The sequence below is a fragment of the Rhodanobacteraceae bacterium genome, from assembly GCA_016713135.1.
GTDB lineage: Bacteria > Pseudomonadota > Gammaproteobacteria > Xanthomonadales > SZUA-5 > JADKFD01.
Window position 1 is genome coordinate 1 of record JADJPR010000004.1, and the last position, 18,702, is coordinate 18,702.

Below are 18,702 nucleotides of genomic sequence, written 5' to 3' on the forward strand. Positions count from 1 at the left end.
CCACCCGCAGGAGGGCAAAAATCATCTCACTCGTGCACGCATCTGATCCGCTCGCGCATGAGCGCAGCCTGCTCACGGGGTGTGCACTACCCGAAAATGGATCGCCACCGACCGCGATCGGGCGAAATGCATCCGTCAATGGGCAATTTTCACCCGCGCGAGGGTAATAGGGTACTCGGCGACCGACGGATTCTGTCTTCACGCCAGTGCCGGCGCACCCGTCAACAGACGAAATCTGCTCGCTCGCGGATCGCAGTCGTCGGCGCGCGCTCAGCGTCAATGGGTCGCCGCATTCTGGCGCCTCGTCACCCTGTTGCGGCCGTGCGAAGCCACATGGCGCCGCTGCAATGGCCCGTCGTGCCAAAGCAACACGGCATCGCGCCGGTGGTGCGTCAGGCGGTGATGGTGCGCGCGAGCGCGCACGGCGTCGCTCAGTGCGCCGGCGTTCCCAGACCACAGATCGCGGGAATCTGACGCCGGACGGGGAGCATGCTTGCCAGGGTGGTAGAGCGCCGACGCGTACGTCGGCGCTCCCATGCTCACCGCGAGTAGTCCTGCCTCAAGGCGCCGTCGAAAGCTGCCGGTCGACAGGCAGCAGCGTTTGAAACAGCCTCCCGGAGCCGCAGGGGCAGGGGTCGTTGCGGCCCAATTTCTCGGCCAGCACCTTGTCGCCGTTGACGACGCGATAGCCGCGCTTGACCTTGGTTTCGGAGGGGTAACCCTTGCGACGCTTACGCGTGATTTCGAAACATCACCTGGGATTCGATGCGCGTGTTCATGGCACTGCTCCTGCGGCTGCCCGTGGCGGGCGGCGCGCAGCATAGCGCTGCGGCGATAGACTTCCGACACCCTGGCCACGCCTTGCGCCCATGAGCGAACCGTCCGCGACCGATGCCCGCCGCCCGCTGACCAGCCGCAACACCGCCTGGGCGCACTGGATTGCGCGGCGGCTGGCGGCCACCGAGGTCACGCCGAACCAGATCTCGTTGGCGTCGATCGGCTTCGCGCTGGTCGGCGGCCTGCTGCTGCTGCGGCCCGACTGGCCGGTGGCGATGGTGTTCGCGGCGATCTGCATCCAGTTGCGCCTGCTGTGCAACCTGATCGACGGGATGGTCGCGGTGGAGGGCGGCAAGGGCACGCCGGTGGGCGCGCTGTACAACGAGGTGCCGGACCGGGTGGCCGACAGCCTGTTCCTGATCGGTGCTGGCTATGGGGTGGGCCTGCCCGAACTCGGCTGGTTTGCCGCGCTGGTGGCGGCGCTGACTGCGTACATCCGCGTGCTGGGCGGCAGCCTGGGACTCAAGCAGGACTTCCGTGGGCCGCAGGCCAAGCCGCAACGGATGTTCGTACTCACCTTGGGCTGCCTCGCGGTTGCGTGGGAAGGCGTGCAGTACGGCTCGTGGCACAGCCTGTCGGCGGCGCTGTGGATCATCGCCGTTGGCAGCCTGCTGACGGCTGCGCTGAGGATCCGCGCGATTGCCCGCGAGTTGCAGGCATGAGTTGCCCGGGCGGGAGCGCACCGGAGCAGGTGGCTGCATGAACGCACCGATCCTGGTTCTGATCGTCCTGCTCGGAACGGCGGTCATCGCCGGGCTGTTCTTCCTGCTCCGGAAGTCGGCGCTGGGCCAGGCGCAGAAGGCGCAGGCCGGATTGCCGGGCGAATGGGAAGCGCGCACGCTGGGTGGTGTGGCGCACCAGTTGAAGTTTCGCCCGCGCACCAGCGGCAAGAACTCGCAGCCGTCGCTGCTGTCGCTGCGCGTGGCCACCGCTTCGAAGATCGACCTGCAGATCAATCGCGAGAACTGGTTCGACCGATTCTGCAAGTCGCTCGGGATCGCGCGCGAGTTCCAGACCGGCAACCGCCCCTTCGATGACGCCTGGTACCTGCGCGGCGAGATCGACACGCGCTTGGGCATGCAGCTCAAGCAGGGCGAGTTGCGCGGGAAGATCCACGGCCTGATGAGTGCCGGCTTCACCGAGTTGCGCCACCGGCCCGGCTGGCTGCAACTGGACTGGACCGGGTTCGACCCTGGCAAGCACACCATGCCGGGCGAGGTCGAGGTGGCTGCGTTGGCGGCTGTCGGCAGCGCGCTTCCGGCCGCCAGCAATGCGCCGATCCCGCGGCAGACCGCGGCCAAGGCCGCGCTGTGGAGCGTGGTCATCGGCTATGGCGCGTGTTTCCTGCTGGGCTTGGCCTACCCGCCCGTGCGCGAATGGGATCTGTGGCGGCTGGTGCTGCCGGCCGCTGCGCTCAGCTTCGCGATGTTCGCCTGGACCGCGGCCTTCGTGCTGCGCGGCTACTCGCGCTCGCACGATCACTGGATCCTGCTGGCGGTGGCGGGATTGCTCTGCTGCACCATCGGCAGCCGTGGCGTGCTCGGCTGGTGGAACGGCCACGAAGACCCGTCGCCGGTGGGAGTGCAACAGGTGCAGGTGCTTTCCCATTGGACCTCACGACACAAGAACCGCACCACCTACCGGGTCAAGGTGCCCGACTGGAAGCGCGATGGTGCCACCCTGAGCTACCGCGTGGAGCGCCAGGAGTACGACCAGATCGCCCGCGGCGCGCGCACCTTCGAAGTGCGCACCCAGGCCGGGCGGCTACGCGTGGAATGGCAGCACGGATATCGCGTGCTGCCGTGAGGCGCGTCGGGCTGGTTTGAAAGAGCTTTTTTGTCCGCAAAGGACGCAAAGGACGCAAAGAAGAGCAGAGAAATCTGCCTGTGTCGCAATGGCATGGAGGTGCCCTGCAGCACTCAGGTTCCTGCATTCTTCGCGTCCTTTGCGTCCTTTGCGGACAAGAATTCAGTGAGGATGGTGCGCCACGCGACTCACTGCGCCGGCTTCCAACTCGCGCTGCCGAGCTGCCACTCGCCGTCGACGAAGCGCCAGCCGCTCTCGGTGTCGAACAGCTGCCCGGAATCCGGGATCAGGCCGCCGCCGCCGGTCACCAGGATGCGCATGCGCACCAGGGCGCGGTCGCCGTGCATTTCGATCTGCATCCCGCTGGTGACCACGCTGATGCGCTGGTGCTGAAGCGCCACCAAGCGCAGCAAGTTCTGCAGGCCGGGCCGGTCGTATTCGGCTGCGTTGCCGGCAAAGTCCTCGGCGACATGGTCCATGAAGTCGCCGACCTTACGCTCCTCGCCGGCGATCTCGAGCGCTTCGATGGTGTCGCGCAGCGCCTGTTCGCTGGGGTCGCGACTGCATCCCGCCAGCAGCAGGGCGGCGAGCAGGCCGCAAAGGATCAGCCAGTTCGATTTCACGGCGCTTCGCATGACTTCCCCCTGTAATGCGGTTATTTTCGACCAAATCAGCGCCGGGCGCGCGTCCCGGCTGCGGAATTCGATCATCCGAGGAGGGGAGACGATGAGCACTGCACAGGCCATGCCGTGGCTGGCCCAGTATCCGGACGGAACGCCGCCCACCATCGACACCAACGAGTTCCCGTCGGTGGCCGATGTGATGAAGCTGGCCTTCGACCGATACCGCCACCGTCCCGCCTTCGTCAACATGGACAAGGTGCTGAGCTACGGCGACCTGGACCGCCTTTCGACCCAGTTCGGCGCCTTTTTGCGCAACAAGCTGGGCCTGGCCAAGGGCGACCGCGTGGCGATCATGCTGCCGAACGTCCTGCAGTACCCGGTGGCGCTGATGGGCATCCTGCGCGCAGGGCTGACGGTGGTGAACACCAACCCGATGTACACCGCGCGCGAACTGAAGCACCAGCTCAACGACTCGGGCGCCAAGGCGATCCTGGTGCTGGAGAACTTCGCGACCACGCTGGAAGAGGTGATCAAGGAGACTCCGGTCAAGCACGTCATCACCACTGCGGTGGGCGACATGCTCGGCTTCCCGAAGTCCCTGATCGTCAACTTCGTGGTCAAGTACCGCAAGAAGGCGGTGCCGCCGTTCAACCTGCCGCAGGCGATCAAGTTCAACGACGCGCTGGCGCAGGGCAAGGGGCAGCAGATCCCGGCCACCCAGATCGGCCCCGAGGACATCGCCTTCCTGCAGTACACCGGCGGCACCACCGGCGTGTCCAAGGGCGCGATGCTGACCCACCGCAACATGATCGCGAACATGCTGCAGGTGAAGCACTGGTTCGGTCCGAATGTGAAGGAGGGCGAGGAGATCATCATCACCGCGCTGCCGCTGTATCACATCTTCGCGCTGACCTGTAACTGCCTGGTGTTCATGAACGTCGGCGGGCTCAATGTGCTGATCACCAACCCGCGCGACATGGCCGGCTTCGTCAAGGAAATCGGCAAGTACCGCTTCACCATCATCACCGGCGTCAACACCCTGTTCAACGGATTGCTCAACACCCCGGGCTTTGGCGAGCTGGACTTCAGCACGCTGAAGCTGTCGATGGGCGGCGGCATGGCGGTGCAGCGCGCGGTGGCGGAGAAGTGGCAGCAAGTCACCAAGTGCGCGCTGTTCGAAGGCTATGGCATGACCGAGTCCTCGCCGGTGGCGACGGTCAACCGCCCGGACACCAAGGTCTACACGGGCTCCATCGGCGTGCCCGCGCCGAGCACGGAACTGTCGATCCAGGACGACGACGGCAAGCTGCTGGCGCAGGGCGAGGTCGGCGAGATCTGCATCCGCGGCCCGCAGGTGATGAAGGGCTACTGGCAGCGTCCGGAAGAGACCGCCAAGACCATCACGCCCGACGGCTGGCTGCGCACCGGCGACATCGGCAAGATGGACGAGAAGGGCTACTTCTACATCGTCGACCGCAAGAAGGACATGATCCTGGTCTCGGGCTTCAACGTGTACCCGAACGAGATCGAGGACGTCGTCGCCACCCACCCCGGCGTGCTCGAAGTGGCTGCCGTCGGCATCCCGGACGACAAGTCCGGCGAGGCGGTCAAGCTGGTGATCGTCAAGAAGGATCCCAACCTCACCGTCGAGGACGTCAAGGCCCACTGCCGCGCCCAGCTCACCGGCTACAAACAGCCCAAGATCATCGAGTTCCGCACCGAACTGCCCAAGACCAATGTCGGCAAGATCCTGCGCCGCGAACTGCGCGACTCGCCGACCAGCGTGCACAAGCTGCCGGGAGCGTAGGGCCGGCGGGGTGGTTTGCCGGGTTCGGGTGCTGCATGAACTCCGAAGGGCCGGGCGCCGGTTGTGGGTTGTGGGTTCTGGGTTGTGGGCAGCGCGTGTCCTGATGGCCCGCATCGAAGGAGAAACCAGATGAGCACACTGATCCGCGGTGGTACCGTGGTCGATTCGGAAACCAGCTGGCGCGCGGATGTGCTGCTGGCGGACGGCAAGATCGCGGCGATCGGCGAGGGGCTGGAAGCGCCGGCGGGTGCGACGGTGATCGATGCCGGGGATCGGCTGGTGATGCCGGGCGGGATCGATCCGCACACCCACATGCAGCTGCCCTTCATGGGCACGGTGGCGAGCGACGATTTCTACACCGGCACCGCCGCGGGCCTGGCCGGCGGCACCACCAGCATCATCGATTTCGTCATTCCCAATCCGCAGCAGTCGCTGATGGAGGCCTACCAGACCTGGCGCGGCTGGGCGGAGAAGGCCTCGGCGGACTACGGCTTCCATGTCGCGATCACCTGGTGGGATGAGTCGGTGCACCGCGACATGGGCACGCTGGCGCAGGAGCACGGTGTGGCCAGCTTCAAGCACTTCATGGCTTACAAGAACGCCATCATGTGCGACGACGAGGCGCTGGTGTCGAGCTTCAGCCGCTGCATGGAGCTCGGCGCGCTGCCGACGGTGCACGCGGAGAATGGCGAGCTGGTGTTCCGCCTGCAGAAGCAGTTGCTGGCGCGGGGCATCACCGGGCCGGAAGGGCATCCGCTGTCGCGTCCGCCCGCGGTGGAAGGCGAGGCCGCCAACCGCGCCATCCGCATCGCCGAGGTGCTCGGCACGCCGTTGTACGTCGTGCACGTCTCGGCCGAGCAGGCGCTGGAAGCCATCGCGCGTGCCCGCAACGAGGGCCAGCGGGTGTTTGGTGAGGTGCTGGCGGGGCATCTGCTGATCGACGACTCGGTCTATCGCAATCCCGATTTCACCTTCGCTGCGGGCCACGTGATGAGCCCGCCGTTCCGCCCGAAGCACCACCAGGACGCGCTCTGGGCTGGGCTGCAGGCAGGGCACTTGCACACCACCGCCACCGACCATTGCTGCTTCTGTGCGCCGCAGAAAGCCGCCGGCAAGGACGACTTCACCAGGATCCCGAACGGCTGCGCCGGCATCGAGGACCGCATGAGCGTGCTCTGGCACTACGGTGTCGGCAGCGGCCGCCTGACCCCGAGCGAGTTCGTCCGGATCACCTCGACCAACGCCGCGCAGATCTTCGGGCTGTTCCCGCGCAAGGGCGCGATGCGGGTCGGCGCGGATGCCGACGTGGTGGTCTGGGACGGCAACGGCTCGCGCACGATCTCGGCGAAGACCCACCACCAGAACATCGATTTCAACGTCTTCGAGGGCCGCACCGTCACCGGCATCGCCACCCACACCTTCGCCCGCGGACGTTTGTCCTGGGTCGAAGGCGATCTGCGCGCCGAGCGCGGGCACGGGCGCTACCTGCACCGCGCGACGCATGGACCGTACATCGAGGCGAGCGCGCGTCGGCGGGGATAGACCCGTTCAACGCAGAGACGCAAAGGGCGCAGAGGAACGCGGAGAAGAGCGTTCGGAAATGGGGGCTTTCTCTGCGTCTTCGCGCAGCGCCGAGAGCGTAGCCCGATGTGCCGCGAAGCGGCTCACCGGGTGCTTGCCGCAAGTACCCGGGGAACGCGCTGCGCGCATACCGCCGGGCTACCCCTTGTCCGTTGAACACCGAGACGCAGAGAAAAGCGCTTAGGACACGCTTGATGCATTCTCCGCGCCCTCAGCGTCTCCGCGTTTAACCGGCCCGAAAGTGCCAATCACCAGCGGCCGCTGGCGCCGCCCCCGCTGCTGCGGCCGCCGCCGAAGCTGCCGCCGGAACTGGACGAACTGCTGGGCGGCGGCAGTACCGGGAGCACGCGGCGCTCCACGCGCACATCGTGGCAGTGCTGGCAGGTGCTGGTGACCTCGGCCAGGCCGGTGCTGTAACGGGTCGCGGAGGTGATCGTTTTGGATACCGACGACAGCGCGCGCGACTTGCACGCGGTGCAATCGCTGTAGCGGGTGAACCAGGCGCGGCGCGAGAGCTTGTCCACCTGGCCGCAGGCCGGGCACAGGAACACGCGGTAGTCGACGCTGCGCAGCTTTTCCTCGGCCTGCTCGCCGGGCGACAGGTGCAGATCGTCGGCGCTCTCGTCCAGTTGGGTCATCTGCACATTGCAGCGCGAGCACTTGCGACGACCAAGCCCGGTCACCCACCAGAGCATGCGCACGAACTTGTTCAGCAGCCACATCACGGCTGCCGCGAGCGTGCCGAGGATGCCAAGGCCCACTGCGGTTTCGGTGTCGAATTCCCTTGGACTTGCGGGCTCGGCGGCGGCGATGGGCGCCGCCGCGGGCGCGGGACGTGGGGTCTCGGCCTCGAAGGTCGCGGATGCCAGCGCAGTGGGATCGCTCGCGGCCGCCTGCGCGGCGGTCTGGTCGGCGGCAATCGGCGCCTCGGCGAAGCCGGCGAAGGTCGCCGGCAGGTCGCTGGCCGGGGGTAGTTCGGCCGGCCGCGACAGGTCGAGCGCATAGGCCGCGGCGAGCATGCCGCTGGCGCCGGCGACCATCGCCTGGTCGTAATTGCCCTTGCGGAAGCGCGGCACCATCTGCTGCTGCATCACGCGTTCGGCATGGGCGCGGTTGGCGCTGTTGTCGATGCCGTCGCCGAGGATGATCTCGGCAGCGCGGTCGTCCATCGCCAGCAGGAGCAACAGGCCGTCATTGCGGCGGCGGTCGCCCACGCCCCAGCGGTTGAACAGATCGGTGGCGAAGCGCCGGTGGTCGGCGCCGCCAGTGGTGCGGATCACGGCCACGCCGAGCTGGCCACGGTCGCTGCGGTCCAGCGCCGCCGCCAGCCGGTCCAGCTCCGCGCGCGTGTCGGCCGCCAGCAGGTTGTGGCGGTCGGAAACGTAGCTCTGCGGCAGCGGCGGCGGCAGATCGGACAGCGTTTCGGCGCTGGCCGGGGCCGCGAGGATGAAAAAGGCGAGGGCGATCAGGTGGCGCATGGAGGGTCCGTCAATTCCGAGAACGGCATTTGGTCCGCAAAGGACGCAAAGGACGCAAAGGAAAGCGATTGAAAACAAACAGGGCTTGGCAACTCGGTCCGCCAGTGGGTCTATGCAACTGATCCCACACCCATCCCGCTCTTCTTTGCGTCCTTTGCGTCCTTTGCGGACAAATGAATCTTTGGCAGCGTTCGAAAGTGTCGGTGAAGATCACTCCCCATCCGCACCGACCTTCTCGAAGCCCTTGGCGGGATCGCCAGAAGGCGCATCCGCCAGCCAGCGGTCGATCTCCGCGTGGCCGGCGTCGTCGACTGGCTTGAGGCGCATCCACGGTGCGTCGAGCAAATCGTGGGCCTCCAGCAGCGCGCGCACCTCGTCGGCGCTGCCGAAGACATAGACCCAGAAGCCGGATGAGATGTCGCGGCGGCCGTCGGCGGCGCGGTCGCGCTTTTCGATCCAGCCCGGCACCTGGTCGTCGACGATCAGGTGCGAGACCTTGCGCAGGTCCACCTGGCGCAGCACGACCGAGCCATCGTCGGCGGCGTCCCAGGCGATCAGGGTGTAGCCGTTCGGCTTGTCCTGCGGCGCGTCCTCGCCCGGTTTGGGGCGGTCTTTCGCCGCGATCCAGGCCTGGCTTGCGGTGCGCGCGAAGCCGAGTTCGAGGTCGTCTTCCAGGTCGTCGATGTCGGCCTTTTCCGCGCCCGTGTCGTCCGGCTCGAGCGACAGCGAGAGCCAGCGCTCGCAGCCGGCGGTGACCCGCAGGTACTGGCGTCCGCTGGCTTCCGGCTCCTCGCGCAGGTCCTCGACGCGCCAGTCGCCGACCAGCGCCGGATCGCACGCGGCCAGCGGCTCGGCGGGCGGCGACTGGAACTCGACGGTGTCGCAGGCGCCGGTCAGCGCGCCGCCAGTGCCAGCAGCCAGATCCTCGAGTTCACGTCTTGCCCTCCGCAGCCAGCCGCACCAGCACGCTGTCGGCCTCGACGAACTCGCCGACGCCTGCGCGGATCTCGGCGACCACGCCGGCGCGCGGTGCGCGCAGCGTGAGTTCCATCTTCATCGCCTCCATCACGATCACTTCCTGGCCCTCGCTGACCGGCGCATCGGCGTCGACGCGCACGGCGACGATGCGGCCGGGCATCGGCGCGCGCACGCTGTCGCCGCTGGCCTTGGCCTTGCCCTCGAAGGCGAAGGGATGGCGCAGGTTGAGCACGTAGCGGCGCTCGCCATCGTGCGCCAGGTAGCCGTTCGGCAGCGGCAGCACGCGCAGGCGCACCGCGCGGCCGTCGAGCAGGAAGTCGACCGATTCGGCGCCGGCGCAAGCGCCGCGCACGCCCAAGTGACTGGCGCCGATGTCGATGGTGTAGTTGCCGTCGTGGCCATGCGCGGCCACCTCGATCAGCGTTTCGCGGTAAACCAGGTGCTTCAAGCGCTTGCCCGGATGGCCGTGGCGCCAGCCGTCGGCCACTGCCCACGGCGAATGCGGGTCGCTGCCGGTGCGCGCGTGCGCCTGGGCCGCGGCTTCTTCGTCGAGCAGCGCGCGCAGGGTCACCGCCACCAGCACGTCCTGCGGCAGCTCGCGTGCCTGCGGCATCACTTCTGCGAGGTGCTTGTCGAGGTAGCCGGTGTCGATGCTGGCCTCGACCACCGCCGGATGCCGCACCAGGCGTTCGAGGAACTCGACATTGCTCTTCGGGCCGACCACCACGGTGTCCGCCAGCGCGCGCCGCAGCAGGGCCAGTGCCTCGGCGCGGTCGGCCTCGTGCACGATCAGCTTGGCGATCATCGGGTCGTAGTGCACGGTGACGCTGTCGCCTTCGATGACGCCCGAATCCAGCCGCACCTGGGCATTGGTGGCCGGCAGGCGCAGCACCTCCAGCTTGCCGCTGCCCGGCAGGAAGTTCTGCTCCGGGTCCTCGGCGTACAGGCGCACCTCGATGGCGTGGCCGCGGGTGGGCACCGGGCGCTGCGGCACCAACTCCGCCAGCTTGCCGCCGGCGGCGATGGCGAGCTGCAGTTCGACCAGGTCGAGGCCGGTGACCATCTCGGTGACCGGATGCTCCACCTGCAGGCGGGTGTTGATCTCCATGAAGTAGAAATCGCCGGCCGGGCCGACGATGAACTCGACGGTGCCGGCATTCGCGTAGCCGATCGCCTGGCCCGCCTGCACCGCGGCGGCGCCCATCGCCGCGCGCAATTCGGGCGTGACGAAGGGCGAGGGCGATTCCTCGATCACCTTCTGGTAGCGCCGCTGCGCCGAGCACTCGCGCTCGTTGAGATGGATCACCTCGCCGTGATGGTCGCCGAAGATCTGGATCTCGATATGCCGCGGGCGCTCGACGTAGCGCTCCAGCAGCACGCGGTCGCGCCCGAAGGCGCCGCGCGCCTCACGCTGGCAGGATTCCAGCGCGGCGGCGAACTCGTCCGCGCCGCGCACCACGCGCATGCCCTTGCCGCCGCCGCCGTGGGCCGCCTTGATCATCAACGGGAAACCGATCCGCCCGGCCTCGCGCGCCAGCAGCGCGGCGTCCTGGTCTTCACCGGTATAGCCCGGCACCACCGGGACCCCGGCTGCCTGCATCAGGATCTTGGCGCCGGCCTTGCTGCCCATCCGGCGCATCGACTCGGCGCTCGGGCCGATGAACTTGAGGCCCGCCTGCGCCACCGCTTCGGCGAAGTCCGCGTTCTCGCTGAGGAAGCCGAAGCCGGGGTGGATCGCCTGCGCGCCGGTGGCGAGCGCCGCCTCGATGATGCGGTCGCCGCGCAGGTAGGAATCCGCCGGCCGCGCGCCGCCGATCCAGCGCCCCTCGTCCGCCAGCCGCACATGCTGCGCGCGCGCATCCGCATCCGAATACACCGCCACCGTGGCAATTCCCAGCCGCCGGCAGGTGCGCTGGATGCGGCAGGCGATCTCACCGCGGTTGGCAATCAGGATCTTGCTGAACATGCGGCGAGGCCCATCGGCTAGGAGAAACGGTTGGGGTAGGGAGGTAGAAAAAGGAAAAGGGAAAATGGAAAAAGGAGAAGCGGGGCGGGGCAAGCCAGGGGACCGGGATCCTGCCCGATTCCCCGGTGCGTGCTCTTCCCTTTTCCATTTTCCCTTTTCCTTTCTCCCGCTCCAATCAGATCCAGTTCGGTGGGCGTTTTTCGAGGAAGGCGCTGAGTCCCTCCTGGCCCTCCAGCGAGACGCGCAGCCGCGCGATCAGGGCGGCGGTCTGCTCGTCGAGTTTCTTCTGCGCCGCCTCGTCGCGGCCGAAGATGCCTTCGACCAGGCGCTTGGCGACCAGCATCGCGGTGGGGCCGGCCTTGAGCAGGGCATCGAGCTCGCGCTCGACCAGCGCATCGAGCTCCGCCGCGGGCACCACTTCGTGCACCAGGCCCAGCGCCAGCGCCTTGCGCGCGTCGAACAGGGCGCCGGACTGGAACCAGCGGCGCGCGTGGCGCGCGCCGATCGCGGCGACCACATAGGGCGAGATCACCGCCGGCACCAGGCCGAGCTTGCTCTCGGTCAGGCCAAAGCGCGCGTCTTCGGCAGCCAGCGCGATGTCGCAGCAGGCGATCAGCCCGACGCCGCCGCCGAAGGCCGAGCCCTGCACGCGGGCGATGGTCGGCTTGGGCAGGTAGGCCAGGGTGCGCATGAGTTCCGCCAGCTTGAGCGCATCAGCCAGGTTTTCGGCCTCGCCGAAACCCGCCATCGCGCGCATCCAGCCCAGGTCCGCGCCCGCGGAAAACGACGCGCCCTCGGCTGCCAGCACCACCGCGCGGACTTCCGGATCGGCACCGGCGCGGGCCAGCGCTGCGGTCAGTTCCGCGATCAGCTCGGCATTGAAGGCGTTGTGCACGGCGGGGCGATCCATCGTCACCGTCGCCACCCGGCCTGACAGGCCCACTCTTACCATCGCTGCCATGCGTCCAGTCCCCATTTCTGTCGGGATCGAGTCTACACGCGAGCACCCTGGACGCAGTCCCGGGGCGGGCGCGCCTCAGCCGCGTGTGCGCGGACTACTCGAAGCCGTTGCGGAACAGGGGATCCGGCAGTTCGCCCGGCCAGAAACCGCCGCGCAGTGCGAAGCCGCTGCCGCTCGCATCGCCCGCGTCCGGCTGGCCGAAGGTGCCCTCGACACTGAAGCCGCCGCCGGACGAACTGCCGCCGCCGGCGTCCACCGTGAACCAGTCCATGGTGTAGCCGGTGCCTTCCGGGACTCGCTCCTGCTTGCCCCGCGCAGCCTCGCCCGCGGCGAGCGGGGTGCTTGCGACCAGCGCCAGGAGCAGGGCGCAACCAGCGGCGGGGAGCTTCATCGCGGCCTCCTCAGGGTGCGGGCAGGTCCTCGACGCACCAGACCCGGCGGAGCAGGTTGCAGGTGGTCGCGATGCCATCCCAGGGGCTGATATTGCTCACGGCGCCCTCCCAATCTGGGTTCAACCCCACAGTGGTCCCGAAATTCGCGTTGTTGCTGCTGGTCCAGAGCGAGCAGTTGCCAGCACCGACCTGGTTGTTGTTTGCGGAGCCCATGCCCGTGCGAATCCACCCCGTGATCGAATAGGGCGGGCCGTCTCCCGAGTCCGCGCCCTGCACCGCACCGGGAACTTCCTCGGCATAGCGCAGCGAGGTCGTGTCGAAGATTTCCGCCAGCGTGGCCATGTGGTAGCCCGCTGCGCAGGCGGTCAGGGCAGCATTGCCGGCGAATGTCGCGGAAGTCTGGTAGTAGCCGCGCAGCGACGGGCGCGCAACAGCGACAGCGCGCAGTGCATAGGGCGCGGCGGTGAGTTCCTGGCGCGGCGTCAGCAGGGTGAAGGCACCGGCACTGGCGCCGTCGCGTACGCCGATCTCGACGAACTTCTGCTCGCCGTCGTAGGCGTCGCCGAAATCCAGCTTCACCGTGAAGCGGCCCTCGCTGACGCTCACATTGTCCTGCACCGCGGCGCAGCCCAGCGTGCCGCCACCGCTGGCCGCGGCGAACAGGCAGAACTGGAGGTCGTAGCTGCCGCTCAGCAAGGCGCCGTTGAAGCGCAACTGGCCCTGGTAGGTCAGCGCGGTGGTCAGCGGGGCAGCACCCGCCGCTGCGGGAAGCAGGAGGGTCAAGGCAAGTCCGCACCAGCCACGACTGCGCAGCATGTCACGCTCCCCGCTCTCCGGTGGTGTCGTCAGTGTATGGGAACGCGTGCCGCGGCGCCATGACGGTGGGTGCCCTGACGCATGCGGACCGGCGGGTCGACGTCCCGCTCAGCCCACCCAGCGGCGCAGGGCCGTGCGCCGCACCAGCAATTCGTAGCTCGAAAGACACAGCGCCAGCGTCGCCGCCACCGCGCAGACGAACTTCGCCGGCCACGGCCAGCTCAGGTCCATCAGCAGGTACTGGATGGCGAACAGCAGCGGCAGGTGCAAGAGGTACGTCCAGTAGGCGCTGCGCGCGAGGTAACTCAGCCAGACGCGCGGCGCCGCCAGCGTGCGCAGGCCGAGTACCAGGCAGGCGAGCGTGCCCCAGCCGGCGATCACGGACTCGAGCAGGGCTGTCAGCCCGTCGGCATGGGCGTAGCTCAGGCCGGCGTCGATCCGCAGCCAGAAGGCCAGGTAGGCGACCAGGCAGGCCGCCGCAGCCGGAAACAGCCAGCGGCGCAGACCATCCAGCGTGCCGAGGCGCCCGTGCAGCGCCACGCCGAGCGCGTAGAAGGGTCCGTAGACGCCGATCGCCCAGAACTGCGGCAGCAGGCCCTCCGGCGCCGGATGTGGCGCCTGGGTCAGGGCGAAGCCCGGCCACAGCAGCCACGGCAGGCTGAGCGCGACCGGCAAGATGCCCCAGGCCATCCAGCGACCGAGCAAGCCGCCGAGTTCCAGCGCCCGCCCGGCCCAGTGCAGCACGCCGAACAGCAGCAGGTAATACAGGAACCAGAGGTGGCCGGTGCTCGGCGGCATCGCCGGCGGGTCCGGCATCGCTTGCCATTCGCGCAGCATCAGCAGCAGCGGTGGCGGATGCTCCGCGTTGGCGAGTGCCCATCCGGTCGCCGCGGCAATCGTGAAGTGCACCAGCGGCCAGGCCACCAGGAATGGCAGCAGGATGCGCCGCGCGCGCTGGCGCGCCAGTCCGCCCATGCCACGACGCGCGGCGACGGATGCCGCGAAATAGCCGGCGACGAGGAAGAACAGCGGCATGCGCACCAGGTGCAGCAGCCAGACCAGCGCATCCACCAGCGGCGAATGCTGGCGATCCGCCGCCGGCCACCAGGGATGCAGCAGCGGGCTGTAGGCCAGCGCGGCATGGAACAGCACCCCGGCCAGCATCGCCAGCGCGCGCAGGTGGTCGAGCGCGTGGACGCGTGATGCTGCGGACTCGTCGGGCGAGTCCGTTGTAGTGGTGTTCATTGGTGCGACCCTTGTTGGTTGTGCTGAATCGCGAGGGCGCAACGGCTCGCCAGGAGCGGAGGGCACGTTGGCACGTTGGCACGAGGGCACGAGGGCACGAGGGCAAGCCAAGACCTCACCCCAGGTCCGGCCTTTTTTCACTGCGAGAGAGGTCGGAAAAGCAGCACAATCAGTTACTTGCAACGGTCAGGAAGATTGCGAGCCTTTTCGTGCCCTCGTGCCCTCGTGCCCTCGTGCCCTCGTGCCCTCGTGCCCTCGTGCCCTCGTGCCCTCGTGCCCTCGTGCCCTCGTGCCCTCGTGCCCTCGTGCCCTCGTGCCCTCGTGCCCTCGTGCCCTCAGTAGAAAGCCGCCTTGCGCCCGTGCCACCAGGCAGTGAAGCCGAGGGTGACAAGGCTCAGCACGAGCTGCGCCGACAGGATGCCCACCGCCGGCAGACTCCACACGATGTCCTCACTGCGTGCGGGCACCGAGATCGCGTCGATCTGCCCCAGCAGCATGATCAGTGGGTTGACCAGCAGGTTGCTGCCGATCATCGCGAAGATGTTCCAGCCCTCCGACTGCACCTGCATCGCGACCGCCAGCGAAATGCAGTAGGCGAGCAGCACGTGGCCGTAGATCAGCAGCGAGTACACCACCAGGCCATCCGGCAGCGGCGTGGTCAGGATCACGACCAGGGTGCCGAGCAGGAGTACCGCATAGGGCACGCCGAAGGTCAGCAGGCCGCCGGCGAGCTTGGCGATGGTGAAGTCCAGCGGCGACACCGGCAGGCTCATGACGAAGGCCAGGGTCTGCTGCTTGCGTTCCTCCAGCAGCGAGGTGGAGACCGCAAAGCAGGATCCGGCGACCAGCACGACGATCAGCAGCAGCGAGCCGAGGTAGAAGGCCCACGGCCGGGCCAGCCCGAGCAGCCCGAGCGCGAACAGACCGGCGAGCACGTGCGCCGCCAGCGGCTTCTGGAACAGCTGCCAGTCCTTGACGACCAGCAGGCGGATCAGGGGCAGGTTCAGGGCAAGGTTCATACGGCACCTCCAGCGCGAACGGCGGTCACGAAAATGTCTTCCAGCGCCATCGGGTCGATGCGCTGCACGCTCAGGCCAGCAGCACCCAGCCGTTGCGGCAGATCCTCGCGCCAGGCGCGCACCTTGACCTCGACCTGGCTGCCGGCCTGGCGCACCTGGGCCACCTCCGTCCAGTTCGCCACGGCCGGCGGCAGCTCGCCAAGACAAAGAACACGGCGCCAGTTGTCGAGGAAGCTCTCCTTGTCGGCGTGCGCCACCAGGCGGCCATCGTGCAGGAAGGCGATGTGGTCGGCCAGTTGCTCGACATCGTGGGTATTGTGCGAGGAGAACAGCACGCTGCGGCGTTCGTCGCGCAGCACGTCCGCCAGCGCCTCCAGCACCTCGGCGCGCGCGACCGGATCGAGTCCGGTGGTGGGCTCGTCGAGCAGCAGCAGGCGCGGCCGGCGCGCCAGGCACAGCAGCAGCAGCGCCTTGACCCGCTGGCCGTGCGAATAGCCGCCGACGGCCTGCTGCGGGCGCAGGTCGAAGCGGCGGATCAGGTTGGCGGCGTAGGCCTCATCCCACTCCGGGTAGATCCGGCGCACCAGCGCGATGTGCCAGTCCAGGCTCTGGCCGCGGTACAGGCGCATGTCTTCGGCAGCAAAGCCGATGGCGCGCTTGGCGGCCACCTGCTCCTGCGGCAATCGGTGGCCGAGCACGTCGATGGTGCCGGCGTCCGGGGCGGCGAGGCCGGTCAGCAGGCGGAGCAGGGTGGACTTGCCGGCGCCATTGACGCCAACCAGGCCCATGACCTCGCCCTCGGCCAGACTGAGCGAGAGGTCCTGCAGCGCGAAGTGGGCGTAGCGCTTGCATAGTCCGGACACGGCAAAGGCGGCCGTCATGTCGGGTTTCCTTGAGTGGGGGCGGGGATGGCAGCGGCGGCGTCGAGCGTGCTGTCGAGGCGGTGGTGCAGTTCTTCGCGCGACAGGCCCAGGCGTGCCGCGTGGATGACGACCTCGCGCAGGTGGCGATCGAGCGTTTCATCGAGCAGTGCGCGGGCGCGGTCGGGCCGTTCGGCGACCACCGACCCCTTGCCCTGTCGGGTTGCGATCAGGCCGGCGCGCTCCAGGTCCTCGTAGGCGCGCTTGACCGTGATGACACTGACGCCGCTGGCGGCGGCCAGTTCGCGGATCGAGGGCAGCGCCTGGCCCGGCAGCCAGTCGCCCGCCATCACCCGGGCGGTGATCTGGTCGACGATCTGCTGGTACATCGGCCGCGGATCGCTGGCCGACAGGAGGAGTTGCGCGCTCAAGCAGCATCACTGTGCATGTCGTATATGCACAGTATGCACAGTGTATATCTAGTCCGCAACTACCGCGGGTTCAGCGCCAGCGGCAGAGGATTTCCTCGCGATTGAAGCCGCGCATGTCCGGATTCCACGGCAATTCCGTTCCCACGAAGGAATCCCCGCGCCACGCCCATCCAGGGCAGGGGCTGCGGGCCCGGTTGGACTCGACGGAGCATGCGGTCATGAAGACGGTCAGGTTGGCAGGTTTACTCGGTTTGGGGCTGCTGGCGGCGGGATCCGCCGGGGCCGTGGACTACCTCGGCACCAATGTCGGTGCCATTCCCGACAACGATCCGAACGGCAGGTTCGTGAGTTTCAACACCGCCGGCTTCCAGGGGCCGGTAGGTCACGTCCGGGTCAGCATGAACCTCACGCACTCCTTCGTCGGCGACCTGCGCGTCACGCTGTTCTCGCCCGGCCTCAGCGGCCAACTGGTGCTGTTCTCGCGCGCCGGTTACAAGCGCTCGACCAATCCCGGAGCGGGCGCCAACCTGTCCGGCAACTACGTCTTCGACGACCAGCTCGGCGTCGATCTGTGGTCGACAATTGCGCCGCTCTCGACCTCGCAGGATGTGCCCCAGGGGGCGTATCGCACCAGCACCGCCGGGGCGCCATCGGTGTCGGATGCCGGCGGTTGCTCCACCCGACTGGACCTGGCCTTCGGTGGGTTGAACCCGGCGCAGGCGGGCGGCACCTGGACCCTGCGCATCGTCGACGCCGCCAACGGCGATGTCGGCACTATCAACTCGGCCACCCTCACGCTGGAGGCCGCGCCGGTGATGTTCGCGTCCGGTTTCGAGTCGGGTTTCAGCGGCCCGATGGCAAGCGCTTCCCCGGTTCCGGGCAATTGCAGGAAGGCCCAGTTCGACTACGACGGCGATGGTCGCAGCGACTATGTCACCGTGCGCAATACCGGTGGCGGTGCCGGCGGCGCGATGAGCTGGAATGTGCTGCTGAACAACGGTGCCGGCGGCAACACTTCGCAGAACTTCACCCACGGCATTGCGTCCGACGTGTTCACGAACATGGACTTCGACGGCGACGGCATCACCGACGCGACGGTTTGGCGCCCGAGCACCGGCAGCTTCCTGGTGCGGCGTTCCTCGCGTCCGCTCGATGTCCCGCTCGAGATTCCGCACGGGATGATCGGCGACAACCCGCGGCACGGCGGCGACTACGACGGCGATGGTGTCGGCGACGCCACGGTTTTCCGCAGTGTTCCTCCGGAGGGTACCCCCTCCCTTTTCCAGATCCGCCTGTCCTCGAACGGACAGTTGCGCACGCTGGTGGCAGGAGAATCGACCGCTTTCCCGGCCGCCGGCATCGACCTCAACGGCGACCACGTTGCCGACGTCTCGGTACAGACGGCCAGCGGCGGCGCTGGCCGTTTCCGCCAGTACGACGGCAACAGCGGCTTCAATTTCCTCGACACAACCCTCGGCCTTCCGTCCGACGCCATCATCGTCGGCAACCACGCAGGAAATTCGCGCGGCGACATCACGGTTGCACGCGGCGTAGCCGGTGAGATCAACTGGTTCACGCGCGAGGCGATCACCGGTACGGTCCAGCCCACGGTGGTGTTCGGCGCCGCTGCGACCGATTTCCTGTTGACCGGCGACTACGATGGCGACGGCCTCGACGACCACGCCGTGTGGCGGCCCAGCGCGATGCCCGGGCAATCGAAGTTCCTGATTCGTCGGTCGACCGCGCCGGCCACCCCGCTCGAAGTGTTCAGCGGAGCGAACGGCGACTACCCGGTGGCCAATTCGCGGGTCAACTGAGCGCGCTGTTGCCACCAGGGCTGGCGCTTGCCTGGCCCTTGCCTTGGTTGCTGAAAGCGCAGCCGCTCGCCTGGGCTGCGCTGCT

General features: G+C 68.0%; 16 protein-coding genes and 1 pseudogene. 5 read left to right on the top strand and 12 right to left on the bottom strand.

What is annotated here, in order from left to right:
- Positions 1 to 276: 276 nt before the first annotated feature.
- Positions 277 to 742, bottom strand: a pseudogene (locus tag IPK27_05795) (SEC-C domain-containing protein).
- Positions 743 to 869: 127 nt separating this feature from the next.
- On the opposite strand from IPK27_05795, the gene IPK27_05800 reads away from it, so the two are divergent.
- Positions 870 to 1,499: a CDP-alcohol phosphatidyltransferase family protein gene (locus IPK27_05800; GenBank protein ID MBK8067136.1), complete on the top strand. Its 630-nt coding sequence runs from the start codon at positions 870 to 872 to the stop codon at positions 1,497 to 1,499.
- 37 nt (positions 1,500 to 1,536) lie between these two features.
- On the top strand, positions 1,537 to 2,643 hold the full coding sequence (locus IPK27_05805; protein ID MBK8067137.1) for a hypothetical protein: 1,107 nt from the start codon (positions 1,537 to 1,539) through the stop codon (positions 2,641 to 2,643).
- 188 nt (positions 2,644 to 2,831) lie between these two features.
- Here IPK27_05805 and IPK27_05810 read toward each other — a convergent pair whose 3' ends face one another.
- The gene (locus IPK27_05810; protein ID MBK8067138.1) at positions 2,832 to 3,278 is read right to left on the bottom strand and encodes a nuclear transport factor 2 family protein; all 447 of its coding nucleotides are present in this window, start codon (positions 3,276 to 3,278) and stop codon (positions 2,832 to 2,834) included.
- Between the two features lie 91 nt (positions 3,279 to 3,369).
- On the opposite strand from IPK27_05810, the gene IPK27_05815 reads away from it, so the two are divergent.
- Positions 3,370 to 5,073: a long-chain-fatty-acid--CoA ligase gene (locus IPK27_05815; protein MBK8067139.1), complete on the top strand. Its 1,704-nt coding sequence runs from the start codon at positions 3,370 to 3,372 to the stop codon at positions 5,071 to 5,073.
- Positions 5,074 to 5,202: 129 nt separating this feature from the next.
- A complete protein-coding gene (gene hydA, locus IPK27_05820; GenBank protein MBK8067140.1) occupies positions 5,203 to 6,615 on the top strand; it encodes a dihydropyrimidinase in 1,413 nt (470 codons plus the stop codon).
- A gap of 287 nt (positions 6,616 to 6,902) precedes the next feature.
- Here the strand turns inward: hydA and IPK27_05825 are convergent, their stop codons facing one another.
- From IPK27_05825 to IPK27_05870, 10 genes are all read right to left on the bottom strand, one after another.
- Positions 6,903 to 8,132 carry a TPM domain-containing protein gene (locus IPK27_05825; GenBank protein MBK8067141.1) on the bottom strand — a complete coding sequence of 410 codons (1,230 nt, stop codon included), beginning with the start codon at positions 8,130 to 8,132 and terminating at the stop codon, positions 6,903 to 6,905.
- A 210-nt stretch (positions 8,133 to 8,342) separates the two neighbouring features.
- Positions 8,343 to 8,654, bottom strand: a complete 312-nt coding sequence (locus IPK27_05830; protein ID MBK8067142.1) for a hypothetical protein — start codon at positions 8,652 to 8,654, stop codon at positions 8,343 to 8,345.
- A gap of 409 nt (positions 8,655 to 9,063) precedes the next feature.
- Positions 9,064 to 11,076 (bottom strand): ATP-grasp domain-containing protein, encoded by a 2,013-nt coding sequence (locus IPK27_05835; protein ID MBK8067143.1) that lies wholly within the window; start codon positions 11,074 to 11,076, stop codon positions 9,064 to 9,066.
- A 175-nt stretch (positions 11,077 to 11,251) separates the two neighbouring features.
- A complete protein-coding gene (locus tag IPK27_05840) occupies positions 11,252 to 12,037 on the bottom strand; it encodes an enoyl-CoA hydratase/isomerase family protein (protein ID MBK8067144.1) in 786 nt (261 codons plus the stop codon).
- A 94-nt stretch (positions 12,038 to 12,131) separates the two neighbouring features.
- Positions 12,132 to 12,428 carry a hypothetical protein gene (locus IPK27_05845; protein ID MBK8067145.1) on the bottom strand — a complete coding sequence of 99 codons (297 nt, stop codon included), beginning with the start codon at positions 12,426 to 12,428 and terminating at the stop codon, positions 12,132 to 12,134.
- 10 nt (positions 12,429 to 12,438) lie between these two features.
- The gene (locus IPK27_05850; GenBank protein MBK8067146.1) at positions 12,439 to 13,212 is read right to left on the bottom strand and encodes a hypothetical protein; all 774 of its coding nucleotides are present in this window, start codon (positions 13,210 to 13,212) and stop codon (positions 12,439 to 12,441) included.
- A 141-nt stretch (positions 13,213 to 13,353) separates the two neighbouring features.
- Positions 13,354 to 14,490 carry an acyltransferase family protein gene (locus IPK27_05855; protein ID MBK8067147.1) on the bottom strand — a complete coding sequence of 379 codons (1,137 nt, stop codon included), beginning with the start codon at positions 14,488 to 14,490 and terminating at the stop codon, positions 13,354 to 13,356.
- A gap of 335 nt (positions 14,491 to 14,825) precedes the next feature.
- Entirely contained in the window at positions 14,826 to 15,509 is a 684-nt protein-coding gene (locus tag IPK27_05860) for a hypothetical protein (GenBank protein ID MBK8067148.1), read from the bottom strand.
- Positions 15,506 to 16,390, bottom strand: a complete 885-nt coding sequence (locus IPK27_05865; GenBank protein ID MBK8067149.1) for an ABC transporter ATP-binding protein — start codon at positions 16,388 to 16,390, stop codon at positions 15,506 to 15,508. Before IPK27_05865 ends, IPK27_05860 begins: the two co-directional genes overlap by 4 nt.
- Positions 16,387 to 16,758, bottom strand: a complete 372-nt coding sequence (locus IPK27_05870) for a GntR family transcriptional regulator (GenBank protein MBK8067150.1) — start codon at positions 16,756 to 16,758, stop codon at positions 16,387 to 16,389. The genes IPK27_05865 and IPK27_05870 overlap by 4 nt, the downstream gene beginning before the upstream one ends.
- Positions 16,759 to 17,018: 260 nt before the next feature.
- On the opposite strand from IPK27_05870, the gene IPK27_05875 reads away from it, so the two are divergent.
- Complete coding sequence (locus IPK27_05875) at positions 17,019 to 18,617, top strand: proprotein convertase P-domain-containing protein (protein ID MBK8067151.1); 1,599 nt, start codon at positions 17,019 to 17,021, stop codon at positions 18,615 to 18,617.
- Positions 18,618 to 18,702: the final 85 nt, after the last annotated feature.

Bases quoted from the DNA above. Each gene is read 5' to 3' on its own strand.
- IPK27_05800 (MBK8067136.1), top strand. From the start codon at position 870: ATGAGCGAACCGTCCGCGACCGATGCCCGCCGCCCGCTGACCAGCCGC.
- IPK27_05805 (MBK8067137.1), top strand. From the start codon at position 1,537: ATGAACGCACCGATCCTGGTTCTGATCGTCCTGCTCGGAACGGCGGTC.
- IPK27_05810 (MBK8067138.1), bottom strand. From the start codon at position 3,278: ATGCGAAGCGCCGTGAAATCGAACTGGCTGATCCTTTGCGGCCTGCTC.
- IPK27_05815 (MBK8067139.1), top strand. From the start codon at position 3,370: ATGAGCACTGCACAGGCCATGCCGTGGCTGGCCCAGTATCCGGACGGA.
- hydA (MBK8067140.1), top strand. From the start codon at position 5,203: ATGAGCACACTGATCCGCGGTGGTACCGTGGTCGATTCGGAAACCAGC.
- IPK27_05825 (MBK8067141.1), bottom strand. From the start codon at position 8,132: ATGCGCCACCTGATCGCCCTCGCCTTTTTCATCCTCGCGGCCCCGGCC.
- IPK27_05835 (MBK8067143.1), bottom strand. From the start codon at position 11,076: ATGTTCAGCAAGATCCTGATTGCCAACCGCGGTGAGATCGCCTGCCGC.
- IPK27_05840 (MBK8067144.1), bottom strand. From the start codon at position 12,037: ATGGCAGCGATGGTAAGAGTGGGCCTGTCAGGCCGGGTGGCGACGGTG.
- IPK27_05845 (MBK8067145.1), bottom strand. From the start codon at position 12,428: ATGAAGCTCCCCGCCGCTGGTTGCGCCCTGCTCCTGGCGCTGGTCGCA.
- IPK27_05855 (MBK8067147.1), bottom strand. From the start codon at position 14,490: ATGAACACCACTACAACGGACTCGCCCGACGAGTCCGCAGCATCACGC.
- IPK27_05860 (MBK8067148.1), bottom strand. From the start codon at position 15,509: ATGAACCTTGCCCTGAACCTGCCCCTGATCCGCCTGCTGGTCGTCAAG.
- IPK27_05865 (MBK8067149.1), bottom strand. From the start codon at position 16,390: ATGACGGCCGCCTTTGCCGTGTCCGGACTATGCAAGCGCTACGCCCAC.
- IPK27_05870 (MBK8067150.1), bottom strand. From the start codon at position 16,758: ATGTACCAGCAGATCGTCGACCAGATCACCGCCCGGGTGATGGCGGGC.
- IPK27_05875 (MBK8067151.1), top strand. From the start codon at position 17,019: ATGAAGACGGTCAGGTTGGCAGGTTTACTCGGTTTGGGGCTGCTGGCG.